This window comes from Mycolicibacter sinensis, from assembly GCF_001667375.1.
Classification (GTDB): Bacteria; Actinomycetota; Actinomycetes; order Mycobacteriales; family Mycobacteriaceae; genus Mycobacterium; species Mycobacterium sinense_A.
On record NZ_LZIN01000052.1, the window covers coordinates 18,126 to 44,458 of the forward strand.

Annotated in this window: 27 protein-coding genes; 10 read left to right on the top strand and 17 right to left on the bottom strand. The window is 69.9% G+C overall.

The genetic code is table 11. The features are described 5' to 3' along the window. Positions 1 to 119: 119 nt before the first annotated feature. Together A5771_RS10125 and A5771_RS10130 are read left to right on the top strand one after the other, a co-directional pair. Entirely contained in the window at positions 120 to 1,085 is a 966-nt protein-coding gene (locus tag A5771_RS10125) for a sigma-70 family RNA polymerase sigma factor (protein WP_064855086.1), read from the top strand. Between the two features lie 132 nt (positions 1,086 to 1,217). Beyond that, a complete protein-coding gene (locus tag A5771_RS10130) occupies positions 1,218 to 1,910 on the top strand; it encodes a metal-dependent transcriptional regulator (RefSeq protein ID WP_064855087.1) in 693 nt (230 codons plus the stop codon). A 67-nt stretch (positions 1,911 to 1,977) separates the two neighbouring features. On the opposite strand, the gene A5771_RS10135 is transcribed toward A5771_RS10130, so the two are convergent. Beyond that, complete coding sequence (locus A5771_RS10135) at positions 1,978 to 3,036, bottom strand: DUF4192 domain-containing protein (protein WP_064855157.1); 1,059 nt, start codon at positions 3,034 to 3,036, stop codon at positions 1,978 to 1,980. A 261-nt stretch (positions 3,037 to 3,297) separates the two neighbouring features. Here A5771_RS10135 and A5771_RS10140 point away from each other — a divergent pair, with 261 nt between their 5' ends. Continuing rightward, complete coding sequence (locus tag A5771_RS10140) at positions 3,298 to 4,272, top strand: proteasome assembly chaperone family protein (protein WP_064855088.1); 975 nt, start codon at positions 3,298 to 3,300, stop codon at positions 4,270 to 4,272. A 6-nt stretch (positions 4,273 to 4,278) separates the two neighbouring features. On the opposite strand, the gene A5771_RS10145 is transcribed toward A5771_RS10140, so the two are convergent. From A5771_RS10145 to A5771_RS10155, 3 genes are all read right to left on the bottom strand, one after another. Beyond that, positions 4,279 to 4,764: a peroxynitrite isomerase gene (locus A5771_RS10145; RefSeq protein WP_064855089.1), complete on the bottom strand. Its 486-nt coding sequence runs from the start codon at positions 4,762 to 4,764 to the stop codon at positions 4,279 to 4,281. Between the two features lie 25 nt (positions 4,765 to 4,789). Continuing rightward, a complete protein-coding gene (gene nrdR / locus A5771_RS10150) occupies positions 4,790 to 5,254 on the bottom strand; it encodes a transcriptional regulator NrdR (RefSeq protein WP_064855090.1) in 465 nt (154 codons plus the stop codon). Positions 5,255 to 5,398: 144 nt separating this feature from the next. Next, positions 5,399 to 5,902 carry a LysM peptidoglycan-binding domain-containing protein gene (locus tag A5771_RS10155; protein WP_064855091.1) on the bottom strand — a complete coding sequence of 168 codons (504 nt, stop codon included), beginning with the start codon at positions 5,900 to 5,902 and terminating at the stop codon, positions 5,399 to 5,401. Between the two features lie 213 nt (positions 5,903 to 6,115). On the opposite strand from A5771_RS10155, the gene lexA reads away from it, so the two are divergent. After that, on the top strand, positions 6,116 to 6,817 hold the full coding sequence (lexA, locus tag A5771_RS10160) for a transcriptional repressor LexA (RefSeq protein ID WP_064855092.1): 702 nt from the start codon (positions 6,116 to 6,118) through the stop codon (positions 6,815 to 6,817). Between the two features lie 15 nt (positions 6,818 to 6,832). Here lexA and folE read toward each other — a convergent pair whose 3' ends face one another. Then, positions 6,833 to 7,438, bottom strand: a complete 606-nt coding sequence (gene folE, locus A5771_RS10165) for a GTP cyclohydrolase I FolE (RefSeq protein WP_064855158.1) — start codon at positions 7,436 to 7,438, stop codon at positions 6,833 to 6,835. 92 nt (positions 7,439 to 7,530) lie between these two features. Here folE and A5771_RS10170 point away from each other — a divergent pair, with 92 nt between their 5' ends. From A5771_RS10170 to A5771_RS10180, 3 genes are read left to right on the top strand one after another with little or no spacing between them, the layout of a single operon-like run. Further along, complete coding sequence (locus tag A5771_RS10170) at positions 7,531 to 8,211, top strand: helix-turn-helix transcriptional regulator (RefSeq protein WP_064855093.1); 681 nt, start codon at positions 7,531 to 7,533, stop codon at positions 8,209 to 8,211. Then, positions 8,208 to 9,191 (top strand): NAD(P)H-dependent flavin oxidoreductase, encoded by a 984-nt coding sequence (locus tag A5771_RS10175; protein ID WP_064855094.1) that lies wholly within the window; start codon positions 8,208 to 8,210, stop codon positions 9,189 to 9,191. Before A5771_RS10170 ends, A5771_RS10175 begins: the two co-directional genes overlap by 4 nt. 17 nt (positions 9,192 to 9,208) lie before the next feature. Further along, complete coding sequence (locus A5771_RS10180; protein WP_064855095.1) at positions 9,209 to 9,658, top strand: nuclear transport factor 2 family protein; 450 nt, start codon at positions 9,209 to 9,211, stop codon at positions 9,656 to 9,658. Here A5771_RS10180 and A5771_RS10185 read toward each other — a convergent pair whose 3' ends face one another. From A5771_RS10185 to A5771_RS10230, 10 genes are all read right to left on the bottom strand, one after another. Continuing rightward, on the bottom strand, positions 9,659 to 11,611 hold the full coding sequence (locus tag A5771_RS10185) for an LGFP repeat-containing protein (RefSeq protein ID WP_234783017.1): 1,953 nt from the start codon (positions 11,609 to 11,611) through the stop codon (positions 9,659 to 9,661). A gap of 199 nt (positions 11,612 to 11,810) precedes the next feature. Further along, the gene (locus A5771_RS10190; RefSeq protein WP_064855096.1) at positions 11,811 to 12,971 is read right to left on the bottom strand and encodes an acyl-CoA dehydrogenase family protein; all 1,161 of its coding nucleotides are present in this window, start codon (positions 12,969 to 12,971) and stop codon (positions 11,811 to 11,813) included. A gap of 93 nt (positions 12,972 to 13,064) precedes the next feature. Further along, positions 13,065 to 14,156: a methyltransferase gene (locus A5771_RS10195; protein WP_064855097.1), complete on the bottom strand. Its 1,092-nt coding sequence runs from the start codon at positions 14,154 to 14,156 to the stop codon at positions 13,065 to 13,067. Between the two features lie 75 nt (positions 14,157 to 14,231). Beyond that, on the bottom strand, positions 14,232 to 15,554 hold the full coding sequence (locus tag A5771_RS10200; protein ID WP_064855098.1) for a DEAD/DEAH box helicase: 1,323 nt from the start codon (positions 15,552 to 15,554) through the stop codon (positions 14,232 to 14,234). A gap of 226 nt (positions 15,555 to 15,780) precedes the next feature. Then, positions 15,781 to 17,181, bottom strand: a complete 1,401-nt coding sequence (gene hflX / locus A5771_RS10205) for a GTPase HflX (protein ID WP_064855160.1) — start codon at positions 17,179 to 17,181, stop codon at positions 15,781 to 15,783. After that, a complete protein-coding gene (dapF, locus tag A5771_RS10210; RefSeq protein WP_064855161.1) occupies positions 17,178 to 18,056 on the bottom strand; it encodes a diaminopimelate epimerase in 879 nt (292 codons plus the stop codon). The genes hflX and dapF overlap by 4 nt, the downstream gene beginning before the upstream one ends. A 4-nt stretch (positions 18,057 to 18,060) precedes the next feature. Continuing rightward, positions 18,061 to 18,966: a tRNA (adenosine(37)-N6)-dimethylallyltransferase MiaA gene (gene miaA / locus A5771_RS10215; RefSeq protein ID WP_064855099.1), complete on the bottom strand. Its 906-nt coding sequence runs from the start codon at positions 18,964 to 18,966 to the stop codon at positions 18,061 to 18,063. Beyond that, positions 18,963 to 19,631, bottom strand: a complete 669-nt coding sequence (locus tag A5771_RS10220; RefSeq protein WP_064855100.1) for a hypothetical protein — start codon at positions 19,629 to 19,631, stop codon at positions 18,963 to 18,965. Before A5771_RS10220 ends, miaA begins: the two co-directional genes overlap by 4 nt. A gap of 10 nt (positions 19,632 to 19,641) precedes the next feature. Further along, positions 19,642 to 20,559: a DMT family transporter gene (locus A5771_RS10225; RefSeq protein ID WP_064855101.1), complete on the bottom strand. Its 918-nt coding sequence runs from the start codon at positions 20,557 to 20,559 to the stop codon at positions 19,642 to 19,644. A gap of 56 nt (positions 20,560 to 20,615) precedes the next feature. After that, positions 20,616 to 21,494 carry a DMT family transporter gene (locus A5771_RS10230; protein ID WP_064855102.1) on the bottom strand — a complete coding sequence of 293 codons (879 nt, stop codon included), beginning with the start codon at positions 21,492 to 21,494 and terminating at the stop codon, positions 20,616 to 20,618. A 242-nt stretch (positions 21,495 to 21,736) separates the two neighbouring features. On the opposite strand from A5771_RS10230, the gene A5771_RS10235 reads away from it, so the two are divergent. From A5771_RS10235 to A5771_RS10245, 3 genes are all read left to right on the top strand, one after another. After that, the gene (locus tag A5771_RS10235) at positions 21,737 to 23,068 is read left to right on the top strand and encodes a DUF349 domain-containing protein (protein ID WP_109401092.1); all 1,332 of its coding nucleotides are present in this window, start codon (positions 21,737 to 21,739) and stop codon (positions 23,066 to 23,068) included. Between the two features lie 90 nt (positions 23,069 to 23,158). Next, complete coding sequence (locus A5771_RS10240; protein WP_064855103.1) at positions 23,159 to 23,617, top strand: SRPBCC family protein; 459 nt, start codon at positions 23,159 to 23,161, stop codon at positions 23,615 to 23,617. Further along, entirely contained in the window at positions 23,617 to 24,297 is a 681-nt protein-coding gene (locus A5771_RS10245) for a hypothetical protein (RefSeq protein WP_064855104.1), read from the top strand. Before A5771_RS10240 ends, A5771_RS10245 begins: the two co-directional genes overlap by 1 nt. Here the strand turns inward: A5771_RS10245 and A5771_RS10250 are convergent. Beyond that, complete coding sequence (locus A5771_RS10250; RefSeq protein WP_064855105.1) at positions 24,263 to 24,868, bottom strand: Rv2732c family membrane protein; 606 nt, start codon at positions 24,866 to 24,868, stop codon at positions 24,263 to 24,265. The genes A5771_RS10245 and A5771_RS10250 overlap by 35 nt on opposite strands. Then, on the bottom strand, positions 24,865 to 26,331 hold the full coding sequence (gene miaB / locus A5771_RS10255) for a tRNA (N6-isopentenyl adenosine(37)-C2)-methylthiotransferase MiaB (RefSeq protein ID WP_064855106.1): 1,467 nt from the start codon (positions 26,329 to 26,331) through the stop codon (positions 24,865 to 24,867). The genes A5771_RS10250 and miaB overlap by 4 nt, the downstream gene beginning before the upstream one ends. Positions 26,332 to 26,333: the final 2 nt, after the last annotated feature.

Genomic DNA, 26,333 nt, shown 5'->3' on the forward strand with positions numbered 1-26,333 from the left:
AAAGACATCCCGGTATTCCCGCACGTCAAGTGGTGTGGAAAAGCGATCAGGCGGGAACTCTGCACCCGTGTCAGACGTTGACACGTGTGACAGCTGAAGCCGATCAACGGGAGGCCGTAATGGCAAGGGCAGATGCCACCATCAGTCGGATCGACGGTGACCTGGACGCGCAGAGTCCAGCCGCGGATTTGGTGCGGGTGTACCTCAACGGTATCGGCAAGACCGCACTGCTCAACGCCGCCGACGAGGTGGAGCTCGCCAAACGCATCGAGGCCGGGCTTTATGCACAGCACCTGCTGGACACCCGCAAGCGCTTCGGCGAGAAGCGCAAGCGCGAGCTGGCGGCGGTGGTCCGCGACGGCGCGGACGCCCGCCGGCATCTGCTGGAAGCCAACCTGCGCCTGGTGGTCTCACTGGCCAAGCGCTACACCGGTCGCGGGATGCCGTTGCTGGACCTGATTCAGGAAGGCAACCTCGGGCTGATCCGGGCGATGGAGAAGTTCGACTACGCAAAGGGCTTCAAGTTCTCCACCTACGCCACCTGGTGGATTCGCCAGGCCATCACCCGCGGGATGGCCGATCAGAGCCGCACCATCCGGCTGCCGGTGCACCTGGTCGAGCAGGTCAACAAGCTGGCCCGGATCAAGCGTGAGATGCATCAGCAGCTCGGACGCGAGGCCACCGATGAGGAGCTCGCCGCCGAATCCGGTATTCCGGCGGAGAAGATCAACGACCTGCTGGAGCACAGCCGCGACCCGGTCAGCCTGGACATGCCGGTCGGCTCGGACGAGGAAGCTCCGCTGGGCGACTTCATCGAGGACTCCGAGGCGATGTCCGCGGAGAACGCGGTGATCTCCGAGCTGCTGCACACCGACATCCGCAGCGTCCTGGCGACCCTGGACGAGCGTGAGCACCAGGTGATTCGGCTGCGGTTCGGCCTCGACGACGGGCAGCCCCGCACGCTGGATCAGATCGGCAAGCTGTTCGGCCTGTCCCGCGAACGGGTCCGCCAGATCGAGCGCGAGGTGATGGCCAAGCTGCGGAACGGCGAGCGCGCCGACCGCTTACGCTCCTACGCCAGCTGACACCGTCCCGCCGGGCCGCCGCAGCAGTGCGACGGCCCGGCGGCCATCGCTGCCGCCGGGCCGCCCTCGGCGTCGCTCGTTCACCGCGGTCTGGCCTGCCGAAGTAGACTCAGCGGGGACGGAAGGCGCGCAATGAATGAGTTGGTTGATACCACCGAGATGTACCTCAGGACGATCTATGACCTTGAGGAAGAGGGTGTCACCCCGCTGCGTGCTCGGATCGCCGAGCGGCTGGAACAAAGCGGGCCGACCGTCAGCCAGACGGTGTCCCGCATGGAGCGCGACGGCCTGCTGAGGGTCGCCGGTGACCGGCACCTGGAACTCACCGAGAAGGGCCGCGCGCTGGCGGTGTCGGTGATGCGCAAGCACCGGCTGGCCGAGCGGCTGCTCGTCGACATCATCGGGCTGCCCCTGGAAGACGTGCACGCCGAGGCCTGCCGTTGGGAGCACGTGATGAGCGAGGACGTCGAGCGTCGTCTGGTGCAGGTGCTCGACAACCCCACCACGTCACCGTTCGGCAACCCGATCCCGGGTCTGCTGGATCTCGGTTTCGGCGCGGACTCCGGGTCCTGGGACGCCGACCTGGTCCGGTTGACCGAGTTGCCGGCGGGCTCGCCGGTGGCGGTGGTGGTGCGCCAGCTCACCGAGCACGTCCAAGGCGACATCGACTTGATCACCCGGCTGAAGGAGGCCGGTGTGGTGCCGAACGCCCGGGTGACCGTCGAGGCCGACGCAGACGACGGCGTGACCATCGTGATGCCCGGGCACACCGACGTCAGCCTGCCCTACCAGATGGCGCACGCCGTCAAGGTCCAGAAGGTCTAAACCGCCGGGTCCATGCGGCGGTCCCAGCTTCGCTTCTCCTCCGTCGAACCTCGCTGAACCGGCGGGCTCAGCCTGCCCGCTGACCGCAGCCCCGCCGCTGCGGCAACCGCACCCCGAGTTGTCGGGCAAGCCGATATCCGGTGTCGGCCAGCCCGCGGATGCGGTCCGGCCGCAATCCCGACTGCAGCGCCGTGTCGAGCAGGCCCGCCATCCGGTGCTCCGGCATGCTCCGCAACGCGGCCTCCAGCGATACCCCGGCCAGCGGTCCGTCTCCGCGCGCGTAGGCGCCGAACGCCAGCAGCACCAGCGCCTCGGCCCGCCACGGCTCGGGCAGGGCACGGGCCAGCAGCGCCCACAGCATCTCCGCGTCGCCGGCGTGTTCGCCGACCGCCAACGCACACAGGGTGTCGCGGACCAGCACATCGGTCAGCGAACATCCGAGCCGCGCCAGATCCGCCTCGCTCGGCTCCCCGCCGGCGGCCAGCGCGATCACGGCCTGCAGCATCGCTTCGACGTCGCGGCGGGCCCGGTCCTGTCCCCCGGCCTTGACCGCGGCCGCCCGGTCGGCCGCAAGGTCATCGATCACGGCCCCCACCGCGGCACGGCGCGCCGCGTCGTCGGGGGCGATCACCGCCTGTAGGTCCGCTCGGCGCGGATAGAGGCGCCTGCCCTCCAGCACCGCGGCCGCAGCCAGCGGAGAAGACGCCGGGTCGTCGACCGGCCCGCCGGCGCCGCAGCCATCGGCGCAGTGCCACCGGCCCCCGACTGCCACCCGGTCCACCAAGTGCACGGTGAGCAGCTCAATGTCGTGGCGCGACAACTCCAGCGACAGGGCGTCGACCAGCCGGCGATGCTGGTCGTTGCAGACCGGGCAATGCGCTCCGTCGGCGTCGACGATCACCGCGATCGCCGCCGCCGGAGCTGCGGCCGCGGCGACGTCGGCGAGGTGGCCGACGGTATCGGCCAGTTCGTCGGAGAGGTCGACCCGCAGCACCGAGCCCAGTTCGCCGCCGTCGATCGCGACCAGGATCAATGATTTCTCCGGCACAAAGCCGAGGATGGCCGGCAGCGCCGCGATCAGCGCTCCGGGCCGATTCAAGGTGAATTCGGGTTGCTTCGTCGTCATGGCAGCAACGTTGACGACGCCCACCGTCATCGGGGGCGCGACCGCGTGCGGTAGGCGGCCACTTTGTGGATGAACCCGCAACTGTGAGCGCGCGCGTATCGAAGGGGATTTCATCGCTAAGCGAACGGGAACCCATCGGGGAATGCGGTCGACGCACCCGCGCGTTGTCGGTCGCAAGTGCGCATCGTTTTCCGATGCGGCCCGAAGTGGGGGAAACTAGGCGGTGCAATCCGCACCGAGATCGATGAGGAGGCAGAGGCAATGGCCGATCAACCGGACACCGGTCCCACCCCGGACCGGCATTATCAGGCCGAGCAAGGCGGCATGTACGAGCTGGAGGTCCCGGCGCCTCAGCTGACGTCGCCGGACGGCGCGGGTCCGGTCCTGATCCACGCGTTGGAGGGCTTCTCCGACGCAGGCCACGCGATCCGGCTGGCCGCCGGCCACCTCAAGACCAGCCTCGACAGTGAGCTGGTCGCGTCGTTCGCGATCGACGACCTCCTCGACTACCGGTCTCGCCGGCCGGTGATGACCTTCAAGACCGACCACTTCACCCATTACGCCGAACCCGAGCTCAGCCTCTACGCGCTACGCGACACGGCGGGGACGCCGTTTCTGCTGTTGGCGGGCATGGAGCCGGACCTCAAGTGGGAGCGGTTCATCACCGCGGTACGGCTGCTGGCCGAGCGGCTCGGGGTCCGGCGGACCATCGGGCTGGGCACCATCCCGATGGCGGTCCCGCACACCCGGCCGGTGACACTGACCGCGCACTCCAACAACCGGGAGCTGATCACCGATTTCACCCCGTGGATCGCCGAGGTCCAGGTCCCGGGCAGCGCCTCCAACCTGCTGGAGTATCGAATGGCCCAGCACGGCCACGAGGTGGTCGGGTTCACCGTGCACGTGCCGCATTACGTGTCGCAGACCGACTACCCGGAGGCGGCCGAGGCTCTGCTGCGGCAGGCCGCCCAGTCCGGTTCACTGCAGTTGCCGCTGGGCGAACTCGGTGTGGCCGCGGCCGAGATCCGAGCCAAGATCGACGAGCAGGTGGAGGCGAGCGCCGAGGTGGCCCAGGTGGTGGCGGCACTGGAACGCCAGTACGACGCGTTCATCGCTGCCCAGGAGAACCGTTCGCTGCTGGCGCGCGACGAGGATCTGCCGAGCGCCGACGAACTGGGTGCCGAATTCGAACGCTTCCTGGCCCAGGAAGCCAAGAAGGACCGCGGCGACGACTGACCGGGCCTACCCGGTTCGGCGCAGGCTGGCGGTCAGGTGGTTCTGCGCCGGCTGACCCACCGCGCCCATATCCAGCGTGTAGGACAACTCATCGCCGGCCAGGCAGTAGTGGCGGCGCAGCGCTGTCACCTTCTTGGCGGTGGGTGCCAGGCCGATCGTCGGCGCCGTCATCTCGAGATCGATGCCGTCGGCGGTCACCTGGTAGCCGCCCACCTCGATCTCGGTGATCCCGCTCGGATGGGCCAGCACCCACTCGATCCGGCCCGGTTCCGGGACGCGTAGGTATCCGGTCTCGGCGTGCAGCGGCAGGCCGTCGGCGGCCGACTTGGTCTTCTGGCCGTAGATCAGAAACGGTTTGCCGACGTGCGCGAAGCTCACCTCTTCGAGGTAGTCGAACGACGTGATCGTGGGATATACCCCCGAGCCCCGGCCGGACCAGGTGCCCAACAGCGGGGCCAACTCCACCAGATTCGGGTGCAGATCGGGTGCCATGGAGCCAGCGTAGTGCGCGGCGAGCTCAACCGGTGCTGGGTACCTGGCGGTGCTCGCGCAGTGCCTCGATCTCCCGCTCGAAGTCGGCCGCCGATGAGAACGAGCGATACACCGAGGCGAATCGCAGGTAGGCGACTTCGTCGAGTTCGCGCAGGGGGCCCAGAATCGCCAAACCCACCTCGTGGCTGGGGATCTCGGGTGAGCCGGCCGCCCGTACCACGTCTTCGACCTGTTGGGCCAGCAGGTTGAGCGCGTCATCGTCGACGTCCCTGCCCTGACATGCCCGACGCACCCCGCTGATGACCTTCTCCCGGCTGAACGGCTCGGTGACGCCGCTGCGTTTCACCACGGCCAACACCGCCGTCTCCACCGTAGAGAAGCGACGACCGCATTCCGGGCAGGACCGACGGCGGCGAATGGTCTGGCCTTCGTCGGTTTCGCGGGAATCCACCACCCGGGAGTCTGGATGGCGACAAAACGGGCAATGCATGGCCGCTCCTTCGCCGTGCCGAGAGCCGGACACCTGCACGAGCTGAGGCGGCCCGGACCACTGGGACACCAGTGAGCGTACCTGCGCGGGTGCCGGGCGGCGCGCCGCAGTGGGCGCGGGCCGCGGCCGGCCGGACATCGACGTTCAGCCGATCGGCGCGATCAGCGGCTGGCCGGCGTCCAGGGCCGCCGATTCCAGATTGTTGAGCTCGCGGATCCGATCGACAACCTGCGCGGTCGGCGCGTCGGGTGCGACCCGGGCCGCCAAGCGCTGCAGGCTCTCGCCGCTTTGAACCCGGACCACGCCCAACTGCTCGGGCACTGCGGGCGCGCCACCGCCGGCCATCGACGCACCGAATTGGGCGACCAGCCCGAGCCACACCGTGATGCCTGCGGCGATCAAAGCCAGCACCACGGTGGTCGCCGGAGTGATGGGCTTGACCGGTTGCGGCCGGTGCGCGGTGCGCGACATCAGCACGCCGCTGCCCCGGTGCTCAAGCGGCGCGCCGCCCGGACGGGTCCGCGCCAGCCGCGGCGGCCGAGTCTGCACCGCGCACGCGCGCCGCGCGGCACCGGGACCGCGACGGGTCCCGAACCGGTCGGGCCCGACCTGGTCGAACGTCGGAGCGCTCGTGTCGATCAGCATCATGTGCGGTTCTCCCTCACTCGGCGTCGGCGACCCTATTCGCTCGACTGTTCGAATCATAATCGATTGTATGTTCGATATCCGAACATGTGATCGATTCGTTGTCGAATACATTAGCGACCACCACCGACATCCTCGGGCCGGCTTCGAACGCCCGCACGACACACCTCGAACACATGTTTGATTAATCGCGATCAGAGGACTACATTCGCCGCTATGAGCGACAGCAGCAAGACCACCGGCCCGGGACTGGCATCTGTGCCCGATTCACCGCTGACCGCCCGGCAGCGCACCATCCTCGACGTCATCCGCGCCTCGGTGAACGAACGGGGCTACCCGCCGAGCATCCGGGAGATCGGCGACGCTGTCGGACTGACCTCGACGTCCTCGGTCGCCCACCAGCTGCGCACGCTGGAACGCAAGGGTTACCTGCGTCGCGACCCCAACCGGCCCCGCGCCGTCGACGTCCGCGGCCCGGACGAAACGAACCTGGCCTCCGGCTCGGCTCCACGGACGGAGTTGGCCGGATCCGATGCGCTGCCCGAACCCACCTTCGTTCCGGTGCTGGGCCGGATCGCGGCCGGCGGGCCGATCCTGGCCGAGGAAGCGGTCGAGGACGTCTTCCCGCTCCCCCGCGAACTGGTGGGCGAAGGCGAGCTGTTCCTGCTCAAGGTGGTCGGTGAGTCGATGGTGGACGCCGCGATCTGCGACGGCGACTGGGTGGTGGTGCGCCAGCAGAACGTCGCCGACAACGGCGACATCGTGGCCGCGATGATCGATGGCGAGGCCACCGTCAAGACCTTCAAACGGGCCGGCGGTCAGGTCTGGCTGATGCCGCACAACCCGGTTTTCGACCCCATTCCGGGCAACGACGCGGTGGTGCTGGGCAAGGTCGTGACCGTCATCCGCAAGATCTGACCGGCGATTCGGCGGCTACCGGCTACCACCGAGGCCGACCAGGGAGAAGAACTCCTGGCGGGAGCGCGCGTCGGTTCGCAGCGTGCCCAGCAGGGTCGAGGTCACGGTGGTCGACCCGGTGGCGTGTACGCCGCGCAACGTCATGCAGGTGTGCTCGGCGCGGATTACCACCCCGACGGCGCGCGGGCGCAGGTGCTCGGTGAGCCAGTCGGCCACCTGCTTGGTGAGGCGTTCCTGCACCTGCGGCCGGCAGGCGAAGTAGTCCACGACCCGGGCCAGCTTGGACAGGCCGAGGATGCGATCGCCGGGCAAATAAGCGACACAGGCGGTTCCGGTGAACGGCAGCAGATGATGCTCGCAGACCGAACGGAACGGGATGTCGCGCACCAGCACCAATTCGTCGTATCCCTCGTCGTTGGGAAAAGTGGTGGCCTCGAACGGCTTCGGGGTGAACATCTCGGCGTAGGCCCGCGCCATCCGGCGCGGCGTGCCCGCAAGCGCCTCATCGTCGGTGGAGACGCCCAGGGCGTGTAGAAACGCCGCGGCGGCCTGCTCGGCGGCGTCCAGGTCCGGGACCGGCCCATCGACCACCCGCAGGTCGGCGTAGACGGCTACCGACATCTCAATCTCCCCCATCCCACGTGTCAGCGATCCGTTCAGATTGACCGCACTCGGCCCTATTTGTCAACATTTTTTGGTGTTACATTGGGTTGATGAGCACCCCACCCTGCGGCGGTCTGGATCCGTTAGCCGGATTGAGCGCTCTGGACGATCCGGTGCGGCAGCGGCTCTATCAGTACATCGCGTCCCGCGACGAGCCGGTGGCCCGCGAGGACGCCGCGAGCGCCGTCGGTATCAGCCGCACCCTGGCGGCCTACCACCTGGACAAACTGGCCGAGGCGGGGATTCTCTCGGTGAGCTACGCCCGGCCTGCCGGCCGCTCCGGGCCCGGTGCCGGGCGCCCCGCCAAGCGTTACTCGCGCACCCGAGCCGAGCTTTCGGTCAGCGTGCCGCCGCGCAACTACGCTTTGCTGGCCGATCTGTTAGTCGCCGCCATGGTCGCCGATGATGCCGGCACCGTGCGCTCGGCGATCGCGGCGGCGGCCCGCCGGGCCGGGCGGACCGGGGCAGCCGAACACGACGTCTTCGACGCGCTCTGCGAGTACGGCTATGAGCCTGCGGTCACCGGCGATGGCGATATCGAGCTGCGCAACTGCCCGTTCGAACGCCTGGCGCGCCAGTACACCGAAGAGGTGTGCGGGCTCAATCTGCAGCTGATCCGGGGCATGCTGGAGGGCGCCGGCGAACCGCCGCAGCGCGCGGCGCTGACTCCATGCGAGCGGCGGTGCTGCGTTACGGTCCGTGCCCTCGAACAGGTCGGGCCGCACCGATGAGCCTGCTGGAGTCGCTGGGGTTGAGCGCCCCGATCATGCAGGCCGGGATGGGCGGCGGCGTGGCCGGTGCGGAGTTGGCCGGTGCGGTATCGGCGGCCGGCGGCCTGGGCACCGTCGGGCTGAGCGATCCGCGCCGCTTCGCCGCGGAGCTGCGTCGCGCCGTGACGCTGGCCGGTGGGCGCCCGGTGGCGGCCAATCTGTTGGTGCCGTTCGCCCGCCGTGCCCACATCGATGCCTGCATCACGGCCGGCGCCGCCCTGGTGGTGTTTCACGACGGCGCTCCGGCACGCGCGATCGCGGCACTGCGGGCGGCGCGAATCCCGGTGTTGTGCACCGCCGGTGACGCCGCGCAAGCCCGCCGGGCGCTGGCCGCCGGCGCTGACGGACTGGTGGCCCAGGGCGTCGAGGCCGGCGGCCACCTGGTGGCCGACCGGCCGCTGGCGGTGACCTTGCCCGAGGTGCTTGAGGCCGCGGGCGGAGCCCCGGTGCTGGCCGCCGGCGGGGTCGCCGACGCCGACGACGTCCGGGCACTGCTGGCCGCCGGGGCCGCCGGGGCGATTGCCGGGACCCGCTTTCTGCTCACCGAGGAGTCGCGTGCACATCCGGCCTACAAGCACAAGGTGCTCAGCGCCCGGCGAACCATCCGCACGATGTTGTTCGGCATGGGCTGGCCGCTGGCGCACCGGGTCATCCCGAATGCGGCCACCGAACGCTGGTGTGCGCGCGACGAACTCGGGCCACCGGCGGTGCGGGCATTCAATCGGGCCGGTGCGCGGCTGAGCCGGCTGATGCCGGTGAGCGCCCAGGGCGCGATCCTTGCCCTCCAGCGGCCCACGGTGCCGCTGTATACCCCCGCGCTGCCGCTGGCCGGGATGGACGCGGCCGTCGTCGACCGATCGGCGCTCTACGCCGGCGAGACGATTCACCGCATCCACGACATCGTTCCGGCCGCCGAAGCGCTGGCACAGTTGACGCCGTGATACCAAGGGAGGCCAGCATGTTCGACCCGTGCCCGCCGTTCGACGAGGAGTCGGCGCAGCGTAAGGTCGCCGCCGCCGAGGACGCCTGGAACACCCGCGACCCCGACCGGGTGGCGCAGGCCTACACCGACGACTCGGTCTGGCGTAATCGCGACGAGTTCATCAGCGGGCGCGCCGAAATCGCGGCGTTCCTGCGACGCAAGTGGGAGCGTGAGCGCGACTACGCACTGCGTAAAGAGCTGTGGTGTTATCACGGCAATCGGATCGCGGTGCGCTACCAGTACGAAAGCCGGGACGCCGACGGTCAGTGGTGGCGCAGCTACGGCAACGAGCTGTGGGAGTTCGCCGACGACGGCCGGATGAGCCGCCGCGAGTCCAGCATCGACGACGTCGCCATCACCGAAGATCAGCGCCGGATCTTCGGGTCCCGCCCGGACAGCGAACGAAATTCGCTGCCCCTGCGGTGATCAGCCCGCCCTGGTGAATCCGTTGAGCCGGGCGGCATCCTCGGAGGCGAACCAGATCTCGGCGAGCGTGTCGTCGTACAGGGCGTTCTGCGGCGTGTAGTAGAGCCCCGAGCCGATGTTCGCCTTGATCGGGTAGCCGTCCGGCTGCTGGTAGGGGTCATCCAGCGGCAGGTGCATCACCGGATGGACCGACTCGTCGGCGCCCAAGCTGCGCCGGCCCGCGCCGAATGTCCGAGGTTGTGCCCCCGAGCCGAAAGCGCGCGATTCGCTGCCCGAAGCCCCGTGCCCCACGGCGTGCCGGCCGGTACCGCCCAGATCCTCCTCGGTCACCACCCGCGTCGGCGCGGTGTCCGCCTCGTCCTCGTCGTCGGGTTCGTCGCCGGCCTCGGGTTCGCCGTAGTGCAGCCAGGGCGCATCCGGAATCGACTGATCCGATGACTCCTCGGGTGCCGCACCGAACGACGAGCGGCCGTACCGGCTCGGCAGTCGAACCGTGCCCTCGTGGTCCTGCTGCTCCTGGTGGGCCCACGCCTCGTCATCGTCGTCGTAGTCGTCGCGGACCGGGGCGGGCACCGCGACCGGCGCCCGCTCCTCGGGTGCCGCGGCCGGCCGGCGGCGCTGCCACCACATCGCCGCGGCTGCCAGCGCCCCCAGCACCACCAGCACCGCGACCGGGATCAGCACCCACAGCCAGTTCCAGTGCGACTCCTTGGCGGTGCCGGGCGCCGTGGACGTGCTGCTGTTGGGCAGGTTCATCCCCGGAATCTGCAAGCCCGACAAGGCGTGCGCCAGTTCGGCCGGTTCGGCGCTGAAGGTGTTGGTCGTCTGGTTCCAGGAGATCGCCCCACCGGTGAACTTCTGCGTAACCACGTCACCGTCGAGGGCTTGATCGCCCACCGGGGCGCCCAGCTTCCCGGACGCGCCGTCGAGCTTGTCCCAGGCGGCCTTCATCGCGCTGCGCACCACAAAGGCGCCGTTGTCCGGGCTGAAGAAGATCACCGGATCGTCGTCGGCGGCAAAGGAATTGAACTTGCTTCCGGGGATGGAACCGTCGGCCGTACTGGTGATGGGGAAGCCCAGATCGCTGCCGGCCGGACCGCCCAGCGACTCGTATTTGGCCAACACGTCGCCTTCGACCGCGTTGGCTCCGGTGGCCGGCGAGAAGTAGACCTTGCCGTGCGCGAAATCCTGGCCCACGCCGTCGCTGCCGACCACGTACTCGTCGCCCTGCTTGGCGCCGAGCGCGCCCGAGGGGCCGCCGGCGGTGCGCCACGCCTGGTCGATGGCCGCGGTCGGGTCGAGCTGAACCTGCAGGTCGGCCAGCTGGGCGGCCAGCTCCGGCGGCACCGTGGTGAACGTCTTGGTCGCCCCGTCGAAGGACAGCGCGCCGGCGCTGAACTTCTGGGTCACCACCGCGCCGTCGTAGTTCTCGTCCTCGACCGGCACCCCGAGCGGGCCGGTGGAGCTGCCCAATTTGTCCCAGCCGGCGTTGATCGGGCCGCGGACCACGTGGGCGCCGTGCTCGGGCGTCCAGAAGATCACCGGGTTGTCGCGACCGGAGAAGATCGCCACACGGCTGCCCGGGACCAGACCCGGCACTTCGTCGATGTTGGGAAACCCGAGGTCGTTGGTGGCCGCCCCGCCCAGGGCCTCGTACTTGTCGAGGATGGCCCCATAGAGCGCCTTGGCACCGGTTTCGGGGGTGAAGAACATCGTGCCGCCAGCGAAGTCCTGGGCGAATCCGGCCCCGGCCGGGTGCACGTCGCCCTTGGGCGGGCCCAGCGGTGAGCCATCGCCGCCGGCGGCCTGCCATGCCGCGGTGATGGCGTCGCGGGCGTCGCTGTCGGGTGTCGCCGCCGCGGTCTGCACCGACAGCAGCACGGTGACCGTCGTCGCGAGGCCGAGCGCAATGCGCACCGCCGTCTTGCCGAACCGATCTTTCCGACTAGTCACCAGGCCCTCCCAGGCACCGCACTCGACGCAAATGTTTCCGGCATAAACTTTCCCGCAATCGACCCGTATTGCGAAGCGAAGTCATCGATATTGCGGAAACAGATACCTAGCCGATGCCGAATCGATGCCGACGCCACCACCCGCCAGCGAGCGCCCGATAGCGCCGAATGCGCAGCTCAGGCCACTGATCACCAAGGGGCTAGACACCCAGGCTGCGGCCGATGATCTCCTTCATGATCTCGGTGGTGCCGCCATAGATCGTCTGCACCCGGGCATCCAGGTAGGCCCGGGCGATCGGGTATTCGCGCATGTAGCCGTAGCCGCCGTGCAGCTGCAGGCAGCGGTCGATCAGGTGGACCTGCTTCTCGGTGCTGTACCACTTGGCCATCGCGGCCTGCTCCACGGTCAGCTGCTTGTCCAGGTGCAGCCGGATGAACTCGTCGACCATCATCCGCACCACGGTGGCCTCGGTGGCCAGCTCGGCCAGCAGGAAACGGCTGTTCTGGAAGCTGCCGATCGGCTTGCCGAACGCCTTGCGTTCCTTGGTATAGGTGATGGTCTGCTCGAGGGTGGCCTCCATCGCCGCGGCGGCCATGATCGCGATCGAGATCCGTTCCTGGGGCAGGTTCTGCATCAGGTAGATGAAGCCCATGCCCTCCTGGCCGAGCAGGTTCTCGACCGGCACGTGCACGTCGGTGAACGACAGCTCGGCGGTGTCCTGGGCGTCCAGCCCGATCTTGTCCAGGTGGCGTCCGCGCTCAAAGCCCTCCATGCCGCGCTCCACCACCAGCAGGCTGAAGCCCTGCGCGCCCTTCTCCGGGTCGGTCTGGGCGACGACGATGACCAGGTCGGAGTGGATGCCGTTGGTGATGAACGTCTTCGACCCGTTCAGCACGTAGTGGTCGCCCTGTTTGACCGCCCGGGTCTTGATGCCCTGCAGGTCGCTGCCGGTTCCAGGCTCGGTCATCGCGATCGCGGTGATCAGTTCACCGGTGCAGAACTTGGGCAGCCAGCGCTGCTTCTGCTCGTCGTTGCACAGTTCCAGCAGGTAGGGCGCACAGACATCGTTGTGCAGACTGAACCCGATGCCGCTGTAGCGGCCCGCGGTGGTCTCCTCGGTGATGATCGTGTTGTAACGGAAGTCCGGATTGCCGCCGCCGCCGTACTCCTCGGGCACCGCCATGCCCAAAAAGCCCTGCTTGCCGGCTTCGAGCCAGACGCCGCGGTCGACGATCTTGGCCTTCTCCCACTCCTCGTGGTGCGGCGCGACGTGGCGGTCCAAAAACGCCCGGTAGGACTCCCGGAACAGCTCGTGCTCAGGCTCGAACAGGGTTCGCTGGTACTTGATTGCGGCGCTCATCGCCTGCCCTCCGGGATCGACGGAATCTTTCCGACGACAATAGACCAACCGGATGGTTGGGAGGGCAGAGGCCCGCGTTGACCGCCGAAGTGGTCACACCGCCCGCGCCTCCACCACACTGAAAGGCGACGCGGTCGGCACCACCCGGGTCATCGCAAACCCGGCCTGCTCGACAAGACCGCGGTATTGCGCGGCGGTACGCTCGCGGGCCGCCGCGCCTACCAGCATCTCCAGGTCCGCCCACTTGCCCAGGAACTCCCTGTCGTGCTCGGGAATCACCAGTTCGACCAACAACGCCACTGCGCCGGGCCGGGCCGCCGCCCGCACGTTCTGCAGAATCTGGACGGCCTGCTCATCCGGCCAATCGTGGATGACGTTCTTGAGCAGGTAGGCGTCCCCGCCGCTGGGAACCTGCTCGAAGAACGATCCCTCGACGACGCGAACCCGGTCTGTCACCCGGTGCTCGGCCAGTAGCGCCGGGGCACCCGCGACGACGTGCGGCAGGTCATAGAGGACCCCGCGGGCCTTGGGGGTGGCCGCCAGGACAGCGGCCAGCAGCCGGCCGTGCCCACCCCCGACGTCGACGATCGTCGGATAGCCACTGAAGTCGTAGGCCGACACCAGCGGTGCCACCGCCCACTCCGAGCCGCTGGTCATCGCCTGGTTGAACACCTCGGCAAGGTCGGGCTCCTGCGCCAGGTAGTCGAAGGCGGGCATACCGCGCAACTGCGGGACGACGGCTTTACCGGTCCGGACCGCGTCGGCCAGCAGGCTCCAATGTTCGCGATGCTGCGGTGACCCGACGAACCGTGCCATGCCGGCCATCGACGGGAAACCGTCGCGGCGCAGGGTGTCGGCCAGCGCGTTCAGTTCATAGCGGCCGTCGCGGCGGCGGCGAAACACGCCGCGACTGATCAGTGCCCGCAGCAGCCGGGCCAGTGCGTCGGGGTCCGCGCCGACTCGGCTCGCCAATTCTTCGATGGGCTGCGGGCCGTCAGCGAGTACGTCGGCGACGCCGAGTTCGGCGGCCACGGTGATCGCCTGGGACATCCAGGCGGTGAGGATCATCTCCATCATCACCGCCGGCGCCGGCGCAAGCCGCTGATGGAGCCGGTAGAGCCGGTCGCGGACCCGCTCAACGGCGCGGACCAGCCGGGGCGGCGGCAACCTGGTGGGTGCAGACATCCCTCGAGCAAACCACTGCCGAAGACGGCGGCACTAGGGTAGCCGGCTACTTCACTTGGACGTCTCCGATGCGGATTACCGCGCGTCCGCCCCGGCCCGGCGCGGACCGCCCCGCCGTGCCGGTCGCTGCGGGGCTCCCGGCGCCGCGGCACGACGCCGCCGGCCGCTGCCCGATCCGCGGTTCTTCGGCGACGCGGGACGCGGCGGTAGGGCCGCCTTGGGGGCAGGCATCTGCAACGGGGCGACCACGCCGACCAACGCTTGGACTGGCATCGAGTCGACGCTGACCTGTTGCGCGGCCACGGTGATCCCGGCCCGGCGCAGCAGCACCTGGGTGTCCCCGCGCTGTTCGGGCAGCACCACGGTGACCACGTCGCCGGCGCTGCCGGCGCGTGCGGTGCGGCCCGAGCGGTGCAGGTAGGCCTTGTGTTCGGCCGGCGGGTCGACGTGGACCACCAGCTGCACCTCATCGACGTGCACGCCGCGCGCAGCGATGTCGGTGGCCACCAGCACCCGAGCCGCCCCGGTGCTGAACGCGGCAAGGTTGCGGTCGCGCGCGGGCTGAGACAGGTTGCCGTGCAGGTCCACTGACGGGATGCCGGCCTCGGTCAGTTGCTTGGCGAGCTTGCGGGCCTGATGTTTGGTGCGCATGAACAGGATTCGCCGGCCGGTGCCGGACGCCAACCGGTGCACCAGATCTTTCTTGTCCTGCGCCCCGGCAACATGGAACACGTGATGGGTCATGGCCGGCGGCGGCGCTGCGATGTCATCGACCGAATGCGATACCGGGTCGTGCAGGAACCGCCGCACCAATTTGTCCACCCCGTTGTCCAGGGTCGCCGAGAACAGCAGCCGCTGACCGGTGGCCGGCGTAGCGGCCAGAATCCGCGTGACGCCCGGCAGGAAGCCGAGGTCGGCCATGTGGTCGGCTTCGTCGAGCACGGTGACCTGTACGGCGTCCAGGCTGATCAGCTTCTGCTTCATCAGGTCTTCGAGGCGCCCCGGGCAGGCCACCACGATGTCGACGCCGCCGCGCAGCGCCGTCTCCTGCCGGCTCTGCGCCACCCCGCCGAAGATGGTGGTGACCTTCAAGCCGTAAGCCGCCGCAAGGGGTTCGACCGCCGCGGTGATCTGAGTGGCCAGTTCCCGGGTGGGCGCGAGCACCAGGCCCGACGGCCGGTTCGGGCGTCGTCTGGTGTCGGCCAGCCTGGCTACCAACGGAATTGAGAACGCCAGCGTCTTGCCGCTGCCCGTCTTTCCGCGGCCCAGCACGTCGCGCCCGGCCAGGGTGTCGGGCAGGGTACTGATCTGGATCGGAAACGGCGCGGTGATCTCGTTGTCGTGCAGCGCCGCCACCAGTGGTGCGGGCACGCCGAGGTCAGCAAAAGATTTAGTCATGAATGCGGTGCCTTTCCGGCATCGGTGGGTGGGCGAGATTGCCGGTGGGCAAAATCGATCGCCGCGAGAAGAGCTTGTGCTGGACGCACCATCCACCGGATATCGGTGGTGAGTAAGCGTTCCACGACGTACCGGCGTCCTTTGACACCAGCGTTGATTGTGAGCCTAGCGCACCGGTGCGCGCAGCCCGAAACTGCTGTGACCGATCACACGCCGCGAACGGCTGCTACGCCTGGCCGAATTCGCGCAGGCTGGCGGCCAGCGCGGCGGGGACCCGCGCGCGAATCCGAGTCCCGCCGTCACCATGCTCGGCCTGCTGCACCCGGCCGTGTTCGTGTACTCGGGCCACCAAATCACCACGGCCATAAGGGATGACGACATCCACCGCGGTATCGACCGGTGACACCAGCTCCCCCATCCGGCGGCGCAGCGCGTCGATGCCGTCGCCGGTGCGCGCCGAAACGAACACCGCGTCGGGCAACGCCCGGCGCAGCTGCGCCAATGCCAGGTCCCCAGCGGCGTCAATCTTGTTGACCACCAGCAGTTCCGGGGCCGGCTGGCCGTCCCGCTCGGCGATCACCTCGGAAATCACCTGACGAACCGCACTGATCTGGCTCAGCGGTGCCGGATCGGAACCGTCGACGACATGCACCAACAGCTCGGCGTCGGCGACCTCCTCCAGCGTGGAACGGAAGGCTTCCACCAACTGGGTGGGCAGATGGCGAACGAAACCGACGGTGTCGGTCAGCACGAAAGGCCGATCGTCCTCGAAAAACCCACGGCGCGTGGTGGGTTCCAGCGTGGCGAACAGTGCGTCTTGAACCAGCACCCCGGCGCCGGTCAGCGCGTTGAGCAGGCTGGACTTGCCGGCGTTGGTGTAGCCGACGATCGCCACCGACGGGACGTCGCTGTGCAGGCGGCGGCTGCGCTGGGTGTCGCGCACCTGCTTCATCGCCTTGATCTCGCGGCGCAGCTTGGCCATCCGCTCCCGGATCCGGCGCCGGTCGGTTTCGATCTTGGTCTCACCGGGGCCGCGCAGCCCCACCCCGCCGCCGCTGCCACCGGCCCGGCCACCGGCCTGCCGCGACATCGACTCGCCCCAACCACGCAGCCGCGGCAGCATGTACTGCATCTGCGCCAACGCCACCTGCGCCTTGCCTTCGGCGCTGGTGGCGTGCTGGGCGAAGATGTCCAGGATCAGCGCGGTGCGGTCGATCACCTTGACCTTGACCGCCTTCTCCAGCGCGGTCAGCTGCGCCGGGGACAGCTCGCCATCGCAGATGACGGTGTCGGCGCCGGTGGCCAGCACCACCTCACGCAACTCGACGGCCTTCCCCGAGCCGATGTAGGTCGACGGGTCGGGCCGTTCACGGCGCTGGATCAGCCCCTCGAGCACCTCGGAACCGGCGGTTTCGGCCAGCGCCGCCAGTTCCACCATGCTGGCGTCGGCTTCGGCGGCGCTGCCCTCGGTCCACACCCCGACCAACACCACCCGCTCCAGGCGCAGTTGGCGGTATTCGACCTCGGAAACGTCGGCGAGCTCGGTGGACAGCCCCGCAACCCGGCGCAGCGCCGAGCGGTCGTCGAGGGCCAGTTCACCGGTGCTGGGGACCTCCGGATAGCTCACAGCGCCGCCCACCAGCTCGGTGCGATGTCACCGCGCGCCACCAGTTCCGACGGGCCGCGCAGATAGCTGGTGGCCTCGGTGATGGTGACGCTGACTTGTCCGCCGGGGATGTCGACGCGCAGCGTGCCGGTTGACGCGCCGCCGTGGGCCAACGCGGCCACCGCGGCGGCCACCGTCCCGGTGCCGCAGGACCGGGTCTCCCCCACCCCGCGTTCGTGCACCCGCATCGACACCGCGCCGTCGCGGGCGGCGGTCAGGATCTCCACGTTGACGCCGTCGGGGAACTGGGCGGGGTCGAAGGACACCGGTGCGGCCACGTCCAGGGCAGCCAGTTCGGGGGCCGACAACCCCGGGTCCACACACGCCAGGTGCGGGTTGCCGACGTCGACGCCCAGCCCGGCGAAGCGCCGCCCGCCCACGACGGCGTCGAAAGCCGGCCCTCCGCTGCCGAGCCGGTTCGGCTTGCCCATGTCGACGGTGACCTCGGCCCGCACCGCGTCGGCATGGTGCACGGTCACCGGACGCGGCCCGGCCAGCGAGCCGACGACGAACTCGTCGCGGGATTCCAGGCCGGTGGCCCTTAGGTAGTGGGCGAACACCCGGACCCCGTTGCCGCACATCTCGGCGACTGACCCGTCGGCGTTGCGGTAGTCCATGAACCAGTCCTCGGCGGCCACCCCTTCGGGCAGGTGCTGCAGCACCCCGGCGCCCACGGCGGCCCCGGCCGTGGTCACCCGCAGCAGGCCGTCGGCGCCCAGGCCGCGGCGCCGGTCACACAGCGCGGCCACCGCGGCAGCCTTCAGATCCAGTTCCGCGCCCAGGTCCGGCAATACGACGAAGTCGTTCTGGGTGCCGTGGCCCTTGGCGAAAAGCATGTGCTCAGGATACGTGCCGCCACGCGGCCAGTGCCGCGTCGAGCAGACCGCCGGCGGCACTGTCCAGCCAGGTGATGCGGTGATCGCGGCGAAACCAGGACCGCTGGCGGCGCACGTAGCGGCGGGTGCCGATGAAGGTCGGCTCTCGGGCGCCGGAACCGTCACCGCCCGCATCGAGGTCGGCAATCACCTGGGCATAGCCCAGGGCCCGGGCGGCGGTGACCCCGTCGCGCAACCCGGCCGCCAGCAGCGTCGCGACCTCGGTGACCAGTCCCCGGTCGAACATCGTGTCGGTCCGGGCGGCCAGCCGTTCATCGAGAAGGCCGGTGTCGCAGTCCAATCCGATGATCACCGTGTCCCAGCGGGGGTCGCCGATGGTGGGCGCCGAAGCGGCGAACGGCCGCCCGGTCAGCTCCACCACCTCCAGCGCCCGCACGATGCGCCGGCGGTCGGTGGGCAGGATCGCCGCCGCCGCGGCCGGGTCGGCGACGGCCAGCTCGGCATGCAACGCCGCCACGCCGGCCTCGGTCAGTCGCTGCTCGTAGCGGGCCCGCACCGCCGGGTCGGTGGCCGGAAACGACCAGTCGTCGAGCAGCGCCTGCAGGTAGAGCATCGACCCGCCGACGATGATCGGGACCGCGCCGCGGCCCGCGATCGCCTCGACGTCCTCGGCTGCGGCCTGCTGGTAGCGGGCAACGGTCGCGGTCTGGGTGACGTCGAGGACGTCGAGTTGGTGGTGCGCGATGCCCCGTCGTTCCGTCGGCGACAGCTTGGCGGTGCCGATGTCCATGCCGCGGTAAAGCTGCATGGCGTCGGCGTTCACGATCTCCGCGCCGAGCCGTTCGGCCAGGTCCAGCGCGAGCTGCGACTTGCCGGTGCCGGTGGGCCCCACGACCGCGATCGGCCTCACGGCTCCCAGACCCCAACGAAGTAGCCGACGCCGTAGGGGGCGTCGCGGTAGAGCTGGGTGGCGGTGCGCGGCGGGGTTTCAGCCAGGCCGGCCAGCGCGGCGAATGCCGCCCTCCCGACGATCTGCGGCGGCAAGTCGGCCAGTGCGGCGACGTCGCCGGCGGCCAAGGCGTCGTCGAGGGCGCGCTGAACGCCGACGTCTTCGGGGTGGTGCCCGCCGGGTGCGGTCGGGGTCAAGGTGTTGGCGCCGTCGGCCAGCACCAGCACCCCGATCGGCTCTGGTGACTGCTCGATCCGGGCCCGCAGTCGCCTGCCGGCGGCCAGCGCGGCGGCCGGGTCGGTGCGGGCGTGGACCAGCACCGAGGCATCCGGCCGCAGCTGCCCGCGCACCCAGCCGGCGACCAGGGCACACAACGGCAGGTCGGCCGGTCGCTCGCTCCCCGGGGCCAGGCGCACCGCCACGTCGGCGCCGAATCCGGCGAAACTGCCGGCACTGTCCGGGCCGAATACGCCGTCGGCTCCGGCGCCCAACGCCACCCAGCGCGGCGGCAGCGTTGCGGCTGCGGCCAGCGCCGCGGCCCGCAGCTGGGCCGCCTCGGGGGCGGTACCGGCCAGTTCGGGCACCAGCACCGGCGCCGACGGCACAATCGCTATCGGTCCCAGCACGAGACCCCGGCTAGCTCGTCGGTGACGCCACCGGTGTGGCCCGGTCGGCGCCTCCGGCGTCGGCGACGATGGTGGCGGCTTCACCCCTGGCCAAGGCCGCCGTCGCGATGACGATCAGCACCACCCCGATGATCACGGCGGCGTCCTCGACCCCGCCGGCCTGGATGTGCTCGTTGAGCAGCAGCACGCCCAGTGCGCTGGCCACCAGCGGTTTGGCCACGATCATCGTCGGCATCGAGGCGGTCAGTGCGCCGGCCCGGAACGCCGACTGCTGGAAGATCATGCCGGCCAGCGTCGCTATCAGCCAGGGCACCACCACGGGCGACTCCAGCGCGTCTTCCAGACCTTCGGCCTTGATCAGCTCCACGAGCACTTTCGTCAGCAACGCGAACACCGCCAGCGAGGTACCCGCCACCACGGCCAGCAGCACCGCGGCGGCAGGCCGGCCCCGGAGTCGGCGGGCGGCCACCGCGCAGGCCAGCAACAGCGTGATCACCACCACGGACACCGTGATCCAGGCAGCCGCCGGGGCATGTTGTTTGCCCTCGGTCGGATCCCCAACGATCACCACCACGGCCAGCGCCGCGGCCAGCACGATCGCCCACATCCATTCCCAGTTGGTCACCCGGCGGTGGGTCAACCAGGCATACATCGGCAGCGCGAACAGCAGCGCGGTCACCTGCAGCCCGGTCACCAGCATCACCGAACCCACGGCCAAGGCCGCCGCTTGCAGGGCGTAGTTGGCCACCGCCGCCGCGCCGCCGCCCCACCATTTCGGGTCGCGCAGCGACAGCCAGAACAGCTTCAGGTGACCGACCTGCTGGTCGGTGATCTCCTGGGCGGACCGCTGGCGGATCACGTCGCCGGTGGCGGACGCCAGCGCGGCGCACAGTGCGAGCAGCGCCGCGATGACATTCCCTGTCGACATGACCCTCCCTACAATCGCGCAAGAATACCGGCTGGCGGCGGGGCAACCGGACAACGCTACGCCGCGGAGGCAGCCGCATCGTCGTCGACCACTGCCTCGCTCCGCGACAACACCGCGACCGCGACTACCAGCACGACCAGCGCCGCGGCCAGCAAGAACCCGCCGCTGCGGCCGGGCCGGACCACCTCACCCAGCAACGCCACGCCCAGCGCCGCAGCCACCGTCGGCTCCAGCACCGTCATCGTCGGCAACGAGGCGGTCAGTGCTCCGGCGCGAAACGACGACTGTTGAAACACGGTACCTGCCACCGCGAGCGCCGCCCACGCGTAGAGCTCCGGTGAGCTCACCAGCGGCCGCAGTCCGTCGCCGATCAACTCGACGAGTCCCTTGGTCAGCACGGCGACGACGCCCCAGGAGATGGCCGACGCCGCCGCGAGCAGCACCGCCTCGACCCGCCCGGGCCGCAGGCGCGCCCCCACCAGGCACAGCACTACCGCCGGACCCAGCACTGTGATCACCCAGATCCAGGTGTCGAACGAGGCGCGGGCCTGCCCTGCGGTGGGATTACCGACGGTGATGATGACGGTTTCGGCGGCGACCAGCAGCGCCGCCCACATCCAGACCGACCGGCCCAGCCGCCGGCCGGACTGCCGCGCACTGAGCGGCAGAGCGAACAGCAACGAGACCACCAGCAGCGACTCCACCAGCAGCACCGAGCCCAGCCCGAGCGCAGCGGCCTGCAGGACGAAACCCACGACGGCCACCCCACTGCCCACCCACCAGCGCCGGTCGGCCAGCAAGCGAGCGAACAGCGCAAGGTGGCCGATCGACTCGTCGGCGACCCGGTGGGCGCTGCGCTGGTGGATCACATCACTGATCGCGACGAAGAGCGCCGCGCCGAGTGCGAGCAAGACGACGACGGTCTCTTTCGCCACTGGCGGACTCCTCAAAGCCTGTGGTATCCCAGTGACACCCGGCGGCGATCGAACAGGTTACCGCCCGGCCCATACGGCGGCCCCAGCTTCGCCTCTCCTCCGTCGAGCCTCGCTGAACCACCGACTTAGCGGCACACCGTGGCGGGTAGCTGCTTGAATACGCTTGGATACTCCTAGAGGCAAGGCGCCGCGGTGCGCGGCAGATGCGCGGGTCTCCCGCGAAGGGTGAGGTGACTACAGCGATGAACGTCGACAGCGGTTCCCCCGCCCCGGCTCCTCGCCCGGGTCCGCGCCCGGGCCCGCGTCCCGGTCCCAAGCCGGGTGCCCGCCCCGGCCCGGTGATCGCCGGCCCGCCGGCCAGCGATCCGCACCGCTTCGGACGGGTCGACGCCGACGGCACGGTGTGGCTGATCACCTCGTCTGGTGAGCGGCAGATCGGCTCGTGGCAGGCCGGCGATCCCGAGGCCGCGTTCGCGCACTTCGGTCGGCGCTTCGACGACCTGGGCACCGAGGTGACCCTGCTTGAAGAGCGGCTGGCCTCCGGAAGCGGCGACGCCCGCAAGATCAAGGCGTCCGCGGCGGCGCTGGCCGAGACATTGCCGACGGCAAGTGTTCTCGGTGACGTGGACGCGCTGGCGGCCCGCATCGCCACGGTCAGCGAGCGTGCCGGCGCCGCCGTTGCTGCCGCCCGGGCGCAGCGTGATGAGCAGCGGGCCGCCGCGACCGCCCGCAAGGAGGCACTGGCCGCCGAGGCCGAGGAGCTGGCCGCGAATTCGACGCAGTGGAAAGCCGCCGGCGACCGGCTGCGCGCCATCCTCGAAGAGTGGCGCACGATCACCGGCTTGGACCGCAAGACTGACGACGCGCTGTGGAAGCGCTACTCGGCGGCCCGGGACGCCTTCAACCGGCGACGCGGGTCGCACTTCGCCGACCTCGACCGCGGACGTGCCGGGGCGCGCGAGGAGAAGGAACGGTTGTGCAAGCGCGCCGAGGAGCTGGCCGGCTCGACCGACTGGGCGGCCACCAGTGCCGCGTTCCGGGAGCTGCTCAACACCTGGAAGGCGGTCGGGCGGGCCAGCAAGGATCTCGACGAGGCGCTGTGGCAGCGGTTCAAGGCCGCCCAGGACACGTTCTTCAGCGCGCGCAATGCCGCCAACGCCGAACGCGACGCCGAGCTGGTGGCCAATGCCGCGGCGAAAGAGGCGCTGCTGGCCGAGGCCGAGCGGATCGACCCGGCCAACCAGAATGCGGCGCGTGCCGCGCTGCGGTCGATCGTCACCAAGTGGGACGCGACCGGCAAGGTGCCCCGGGAGCGCTCCGCCGAGCTGGAGCGGCGGTTGCGGGCGGTGGAGAAGAAGGTGCGGGATGCCGGCGCCGCCGCCGAGGCGTCCGTGGTGGATCCCGAGGCCGAGGCCCGCGCTGCCCAATTTCGTACCCGCGCCGAACAATTCGAACGCCAGGCGCAAAAGGCCCAGGCCGCCGGCCGGGACAAGGAGGCCGCGGAGGCCACCGCCAGCGCCGAGCAGTGGCGGCAATGGGCGCAGGCCGCCGAGCGGGCGCTCAACCGGCGCTGACCCGGCGATGTTTGGCGCTCGGGTGCACCGGGCTAACCCCACAGTGACAACAACCGTCTCACTGGCGACGCATCTCAGTTGGGGGTAACTATGGCCAGCAATATCACCGCCGCACTCGACGTCAAGCGACCGATCCGCACGGTCTATAACCAATGGACCCAGTTCGAGTCGTTCCCGCTGTTCATGGAGGGCGTTGAGCGGATCCAACAGCGCGACGACACCCACCTGCACTGGACCATCAAGGTGGGGCCCGCGACCCGCGAGTTCGACGCGACGATCACCGAACAGCACCCCGAAGAACGGGTGGCCTGGCGATCCGACAGCGGCCCCCGGCACGGTGGCGTGGTCACGTTCCACAAGATCGACGAGGACACCACCCGGGTGACCACCCAGATGGACATCGACCCGGACGGGGTCGTGGAGCACGTCGCCGAGAAGCTGAACATCCTCGATCACCGTGTCCACGCGGATCTCAAGCGGTTCAAGGACTTCATCGAGAACGTGCCCGCCGAAACCGGCTCGTGGCGCGGAGACGTGCCGCGACGCTGATGGACCCGACCGCGCAGGTGTTTCGCTGGGGCGCCGTGGCGCGCTCCCGGCGGGTGTTTCATCCCGCCGGGGTGTTGGCGACCGGTTTTCTCGAGCGGATCGCACCCGCCGACGAGGGCCTTCCGCTGGTTTCGTCGGAGGTCGTCGCTCGGATCTCCAAGGGCGCGGGCACCCCGGGGCCGCTGCCGGATGCGATCGGGCTGGCGCTGCGGGCGCCGGGTCCCTGGGACATCCTGCTTGTGTCGGCGGGGTCCGGGGCGGTGGGCCGGGCAGTCGGGTTGCGGCCCGCCGTGTCGTGGGCGGGTCTGACGATGACCACGCTCATGCCGTTGGGCTACCGCGACGGCACATGGTGGTTGCGGGCACGGCTGAGCACGCCGGTCGGTGGCTTCGGGGTGGCGCTGGGCAGCATCGGCGATCAGATCGAGCGGGACCGGGTCTGTTTCGAACTCGACCAGGCCCGCGGCACCGCGGACTTTCGTCCGCTGGCCCGCTTGGTGCTCACCGGCCTCGATGACGGCGAGGACGTGTCGTTCGATCCGGTTATCAACACCGCACCGGGGGTGCACCTGCGGCCCCGGTGGCTCGCGGAACTGCGGGCCCAGGCCTATCGCGGCAGCCGTGACGGCAGAAACGGGCCGGCGGCTACTCGCTCGGCGGCTGGTCCTCGGGAGGCTTGAGCTCGTCGAGCAGGCCGAGGACCTGGCGCTGCGCGGTGTTGCGGCGGCGCTCCTCTTCGGCGGCCAGCTGCAACGCGGTACGCGACCACACCACCCGGGCCCAATGAAACGTCAGCACGATCAGCGTGATCCAGGCCAGGATGAGCCCGAACCCGGGGCCCGGATGGCCTTGTGCCACGGTCTGCCGGGACCACACGGCCAGCAGGCCGGCCACGCTGCCCACCGCGGAGCCCGCCAGCGCCACCCACGCCACCGTCCAGCGGCGGGTCAGCAGGGCCAGCATCGAGAACCCGGCGCCGAACACCAGCGCCAGCCACATGAACAGGCGCGAAGGCAGCGTCACCAGGGCCTCGTCGGCGCCGTTGGTGGCGAACAGCACGTCCCAGCCCCGCACCGCTCCGGTGTGGGGCAGCAGGAACGATCCCAGCAGCACGAACACGCCGATCGCGACGACCAGGCCCCTACCGCCGGGGTCGATTTCGCTGGCCACCCGGCGCTCCGCGGCTTCGATGTCGGCCCGGTAGGCCTCGAAGTCCCCGTGCTCCCCGGCGTTGTCGGCTCGGCCGTTCATCGCGCGGCCCCCGGCATCTTCGGCATGCCCAGCCCGACCCCGGGCGGGGGGCCGGCCGCGATATCGCCCGCCTTGGTGCGGCGGTGGCTCAGCAGATTCCCGTCGGCCAGCAGGTGATGCGGTGCCGCGCCGGTCACGGTCGTGGTCACCACGTCACCGGGACGCACCTGCGCGCCGCCCGGGACGAAGTGCACCAGCCGGCCGTCGCGGGCCCGGCCGCTCATCCGCGCCGTCTGAGCGTCCTTGCGCCCCTCCCCGACCGCCACCAGCAGCTCGACGGTGCGGCCGATCTGCGCCTGGTTCTCTTCCAGCGAGATCTGCTCCTGCAGTTCGATCAGCCGGTCGTAGCGTTGCTGGACAACCTCTTTGGGGAGCTGATCCGGCAGCTCGGCGGCCGGTGTGCCGGGACGCTTGGAGTACTGGAAGGTGTACGCGGCGGAGAATCGGGCCGCGGCCACCACCTCGAGGGTCTCGGCGAAGTCCTGCTCGGTCTCGCCCGGGAATCCGACGATCAGATCGGTGGTGATCGCTGCATCCGGAATGGCGGCCCGGACCCGGTCGAGGATGCCCAGGTAGCGCTCGGCACGGTAGGAGCGGCGCATCGCCCGCAGCACCGCATCCGAGCCGGATTGCAGCGGCATGTGCAGCGTGGGACAGACGTTGCGGGTCTGCGCCATCGCCTCGATGACGTCGTCGGTGAACTCGGCCGGGTGTGGGGAGGTAAACCGGACCCGCTCCAAGCCCTCGATGTCGCCGCAGGCCCGCAGCAGCGACGCGAACGCCCCGCGGTCGCGGGGTATCGCCCGGTCGGCGAACGAGACACCGTAGGCGTTGACGTTCTGGCCCAGCAGCGTCACCTCGAGAACGCCCTGGTCGGCCAGTGCGGCGACCTCGGCGAGCACGTCGTCGGGGCTGCGGTCCACTTCGCGGCCCCGCAACGACGGCACGATGCAGAAGGTGCAGCTGTTGTTGCAGCCCACCGAGATGGAAACCCAGGCCGCGTAAGCCGATTCCCGTGCCGCCGGCAGCGACGACGGGAACTCGCGCAGTGAGTCGATGATCTCGACCTGGGCTTGCCGGTTGTGCCGGGCCCGCTCCAGCAGCACCGGCAGTGAGCCCAGGTTGTGGGTGCCGAACACCACGTCCACCCACGGCGCCCGGTTGAGCACGCCGTCCTTGTCTTTTTGGGCCAGGCAGCCCCCGACCGCGATCTGCATGTCCGGGTTGCTGCGCTTGTTCGGCGCCAGGTGGCTCAAGTTGCCGTACAGCTTGTTGTCGGCGTTCTCGCGCACCGCGCAGGTGTTGAAGACCACCACGTCGGCGTCGGAGCCCGCGGCGGCGCGGCGGTAACCGGCCTGTTCGAGCATGCCGGCGATGCGTTCGGAGTCGTGAACATTCATCTGACAGCCGTAGGTACGCACCTCATAGGTGCGCAGCTGTTCGGAAATCACCGGCGAAGTCACCC

What these genes read in the sequence shown, in the direction of transcription:
- A5771_RS10240 (WP_064855103.1), top strand. Translation starts at nt 23,159, where the DNA reads ATGGCCAGCAATATCACCGCCGCACTCGACGTCAAGCGACCGATCCGC.
- A5771_RS10235 (WP_109401092.1), top strand. Translation starts at nt 21,737, where the DNA reads ATGAACGTCGACAGCGGTTCCCCCGCCCCGGCTCCTCGCCCGGGTCCG.
- A5771_RS10190 (WP_064855096.1), bottom strand. Translation starts at nt 12,971, where the DNA reads ATGAGCGCCGCAATCAAGTACCAGCGAACCCTGTTCGAGCCTGAGCAC.
- A5771_RS10130 (WP_064855087.1), top strand. Translation starts at nt 1,218, where the DNA reads ATGAATGAGTTGGTTGATACCACCGAGATGTACCTCAGGACGATCTAT.
- A5771_RS10245 (WP_064855104.1), top strand. Translation starts at nt 23,617, where the DNA reads ATGGACCCGACCGCGCAGGTGTTTCGCTGGGGCGCCGTGGCGCGCTCC.
- A5771_RS10125 (WP_064855086.1), top strand. Translation starts at nt 120, where the DNA reads ATGGCAAGGGCAGATGCCACCATCAGTCGGATCGACGGTGACCTGGAC.
- A5771_RS10180 (WP_064855095.1), top strand. Translation starts at nt 9,209, where the DNA reads ATGTTCGACCCGTGCCCGCCGTTCGACGAGGAGTCGGCGCAGCGTAAG.
- dapF (WP_064855161.1), bottom strand. Translation starts at nt 18,056, where the DNA reads ATGCTTTTCGCCAAGGGCCACGGCACCCAGAACGACTTCGTCGTATTG.
- lexA (WP_064855092.1), top strand. Translation starts at nt 6,116, where the DNA reads ATGAGCGACAGCAGCAAGACCACCGGCCCGGGACTGGCATCTGTGCCC.
- A5771_RS10145 (WP_064855089.1), bottom strand. Translation starts at nt 4,764, where the DNA reads ATGGCACCCGATCTGCACCCGAATCTGGTGGAGTTGGCCCCGCTGTTG.
- nrdR (WP_064855090.1), bottom strand. Translation starts at nt 5,254, where the DNA reads ATGCATTGCCCGTTTTGTCGCCATCCAGACTCCCGGGTGGTGGATTCC.
- A5771_RS10225 (WP_064855101.1), bottom strand. Translation starts at nt 20,559, where the DNA reads ATGTCGACAGGGAATGTCATCGCGGCGCTGCTCGCACTGTGCGCCGCG.
- A5771_RS10175 (WP_064855094.1), top strand. Translation starts at nt 8,208, where the DNA reads ATGAGCCTGCTGGAGTCGCTGGGGTTGAGCGCCCCGATCATGCAGGCC.
- A5771_RS10135 (WP_064855157.1), bottom strand. Translation starts at nt 3,036, where the DNA reads ATGACGACGAAGCAACCCGAATTCACCTTGAATCGGCCCGGAGCGCTG.
- A5771_RS10170 (WP_064855093.1), top strand. Translation starts at nt 7,531, where the DNA reads ATGAGCACCCCACCCTGCGGCGGTCTGGATCCGTTAGCCGGATTGAGC.
- A5771_RS10140 (WP_064855088.1), top strand. Translation starts at nt 3,298, where the DNA reads ATGGCCGATCAACCGGACACCGGTCCCACCCCGGACCGGCATTATCAG.
- A5771_RS10195 (WP_064855097.1), bottom strand. Translation starts at nt 14,156, where the DNA reads ATGTCTGCACCCACCAGGTTGCCGCCGCCCCGGCTGGTCCGCGCCGTT.
- A5771_RS10155 (WP_064855091.1), bottom strand. Translation starts at nt 5,902, where the DNA reads ATGATGCTGATCGACACGAGCGCTCCGACGTTCGACCAGGTCGGGCCC.
- A5771_RS10250 (WP_064855105.1), bottom strand. Translation starts at nt 24,868, where the DNA reads ATGAACGGCCGAGCCGACAACGCCGGGGAGCACGGGGACTTCGAGGCC.
- folE (WP_064855158.1), bottom strand. Translation starts at nt 7,438, where the DNA reads ATGTCGGTAGCCGTCTACGCCGACCTGCGGGTGGTCGATGGGCCGGTC.
- A5771_RS10200 (WP_064855098.1), bottom strand. Translation starts at nt 15,554, where the DNA reads ATGACTAAATCTTTTGCTGACCTCGGCGTGCCCGCACCACTGGTGGCG.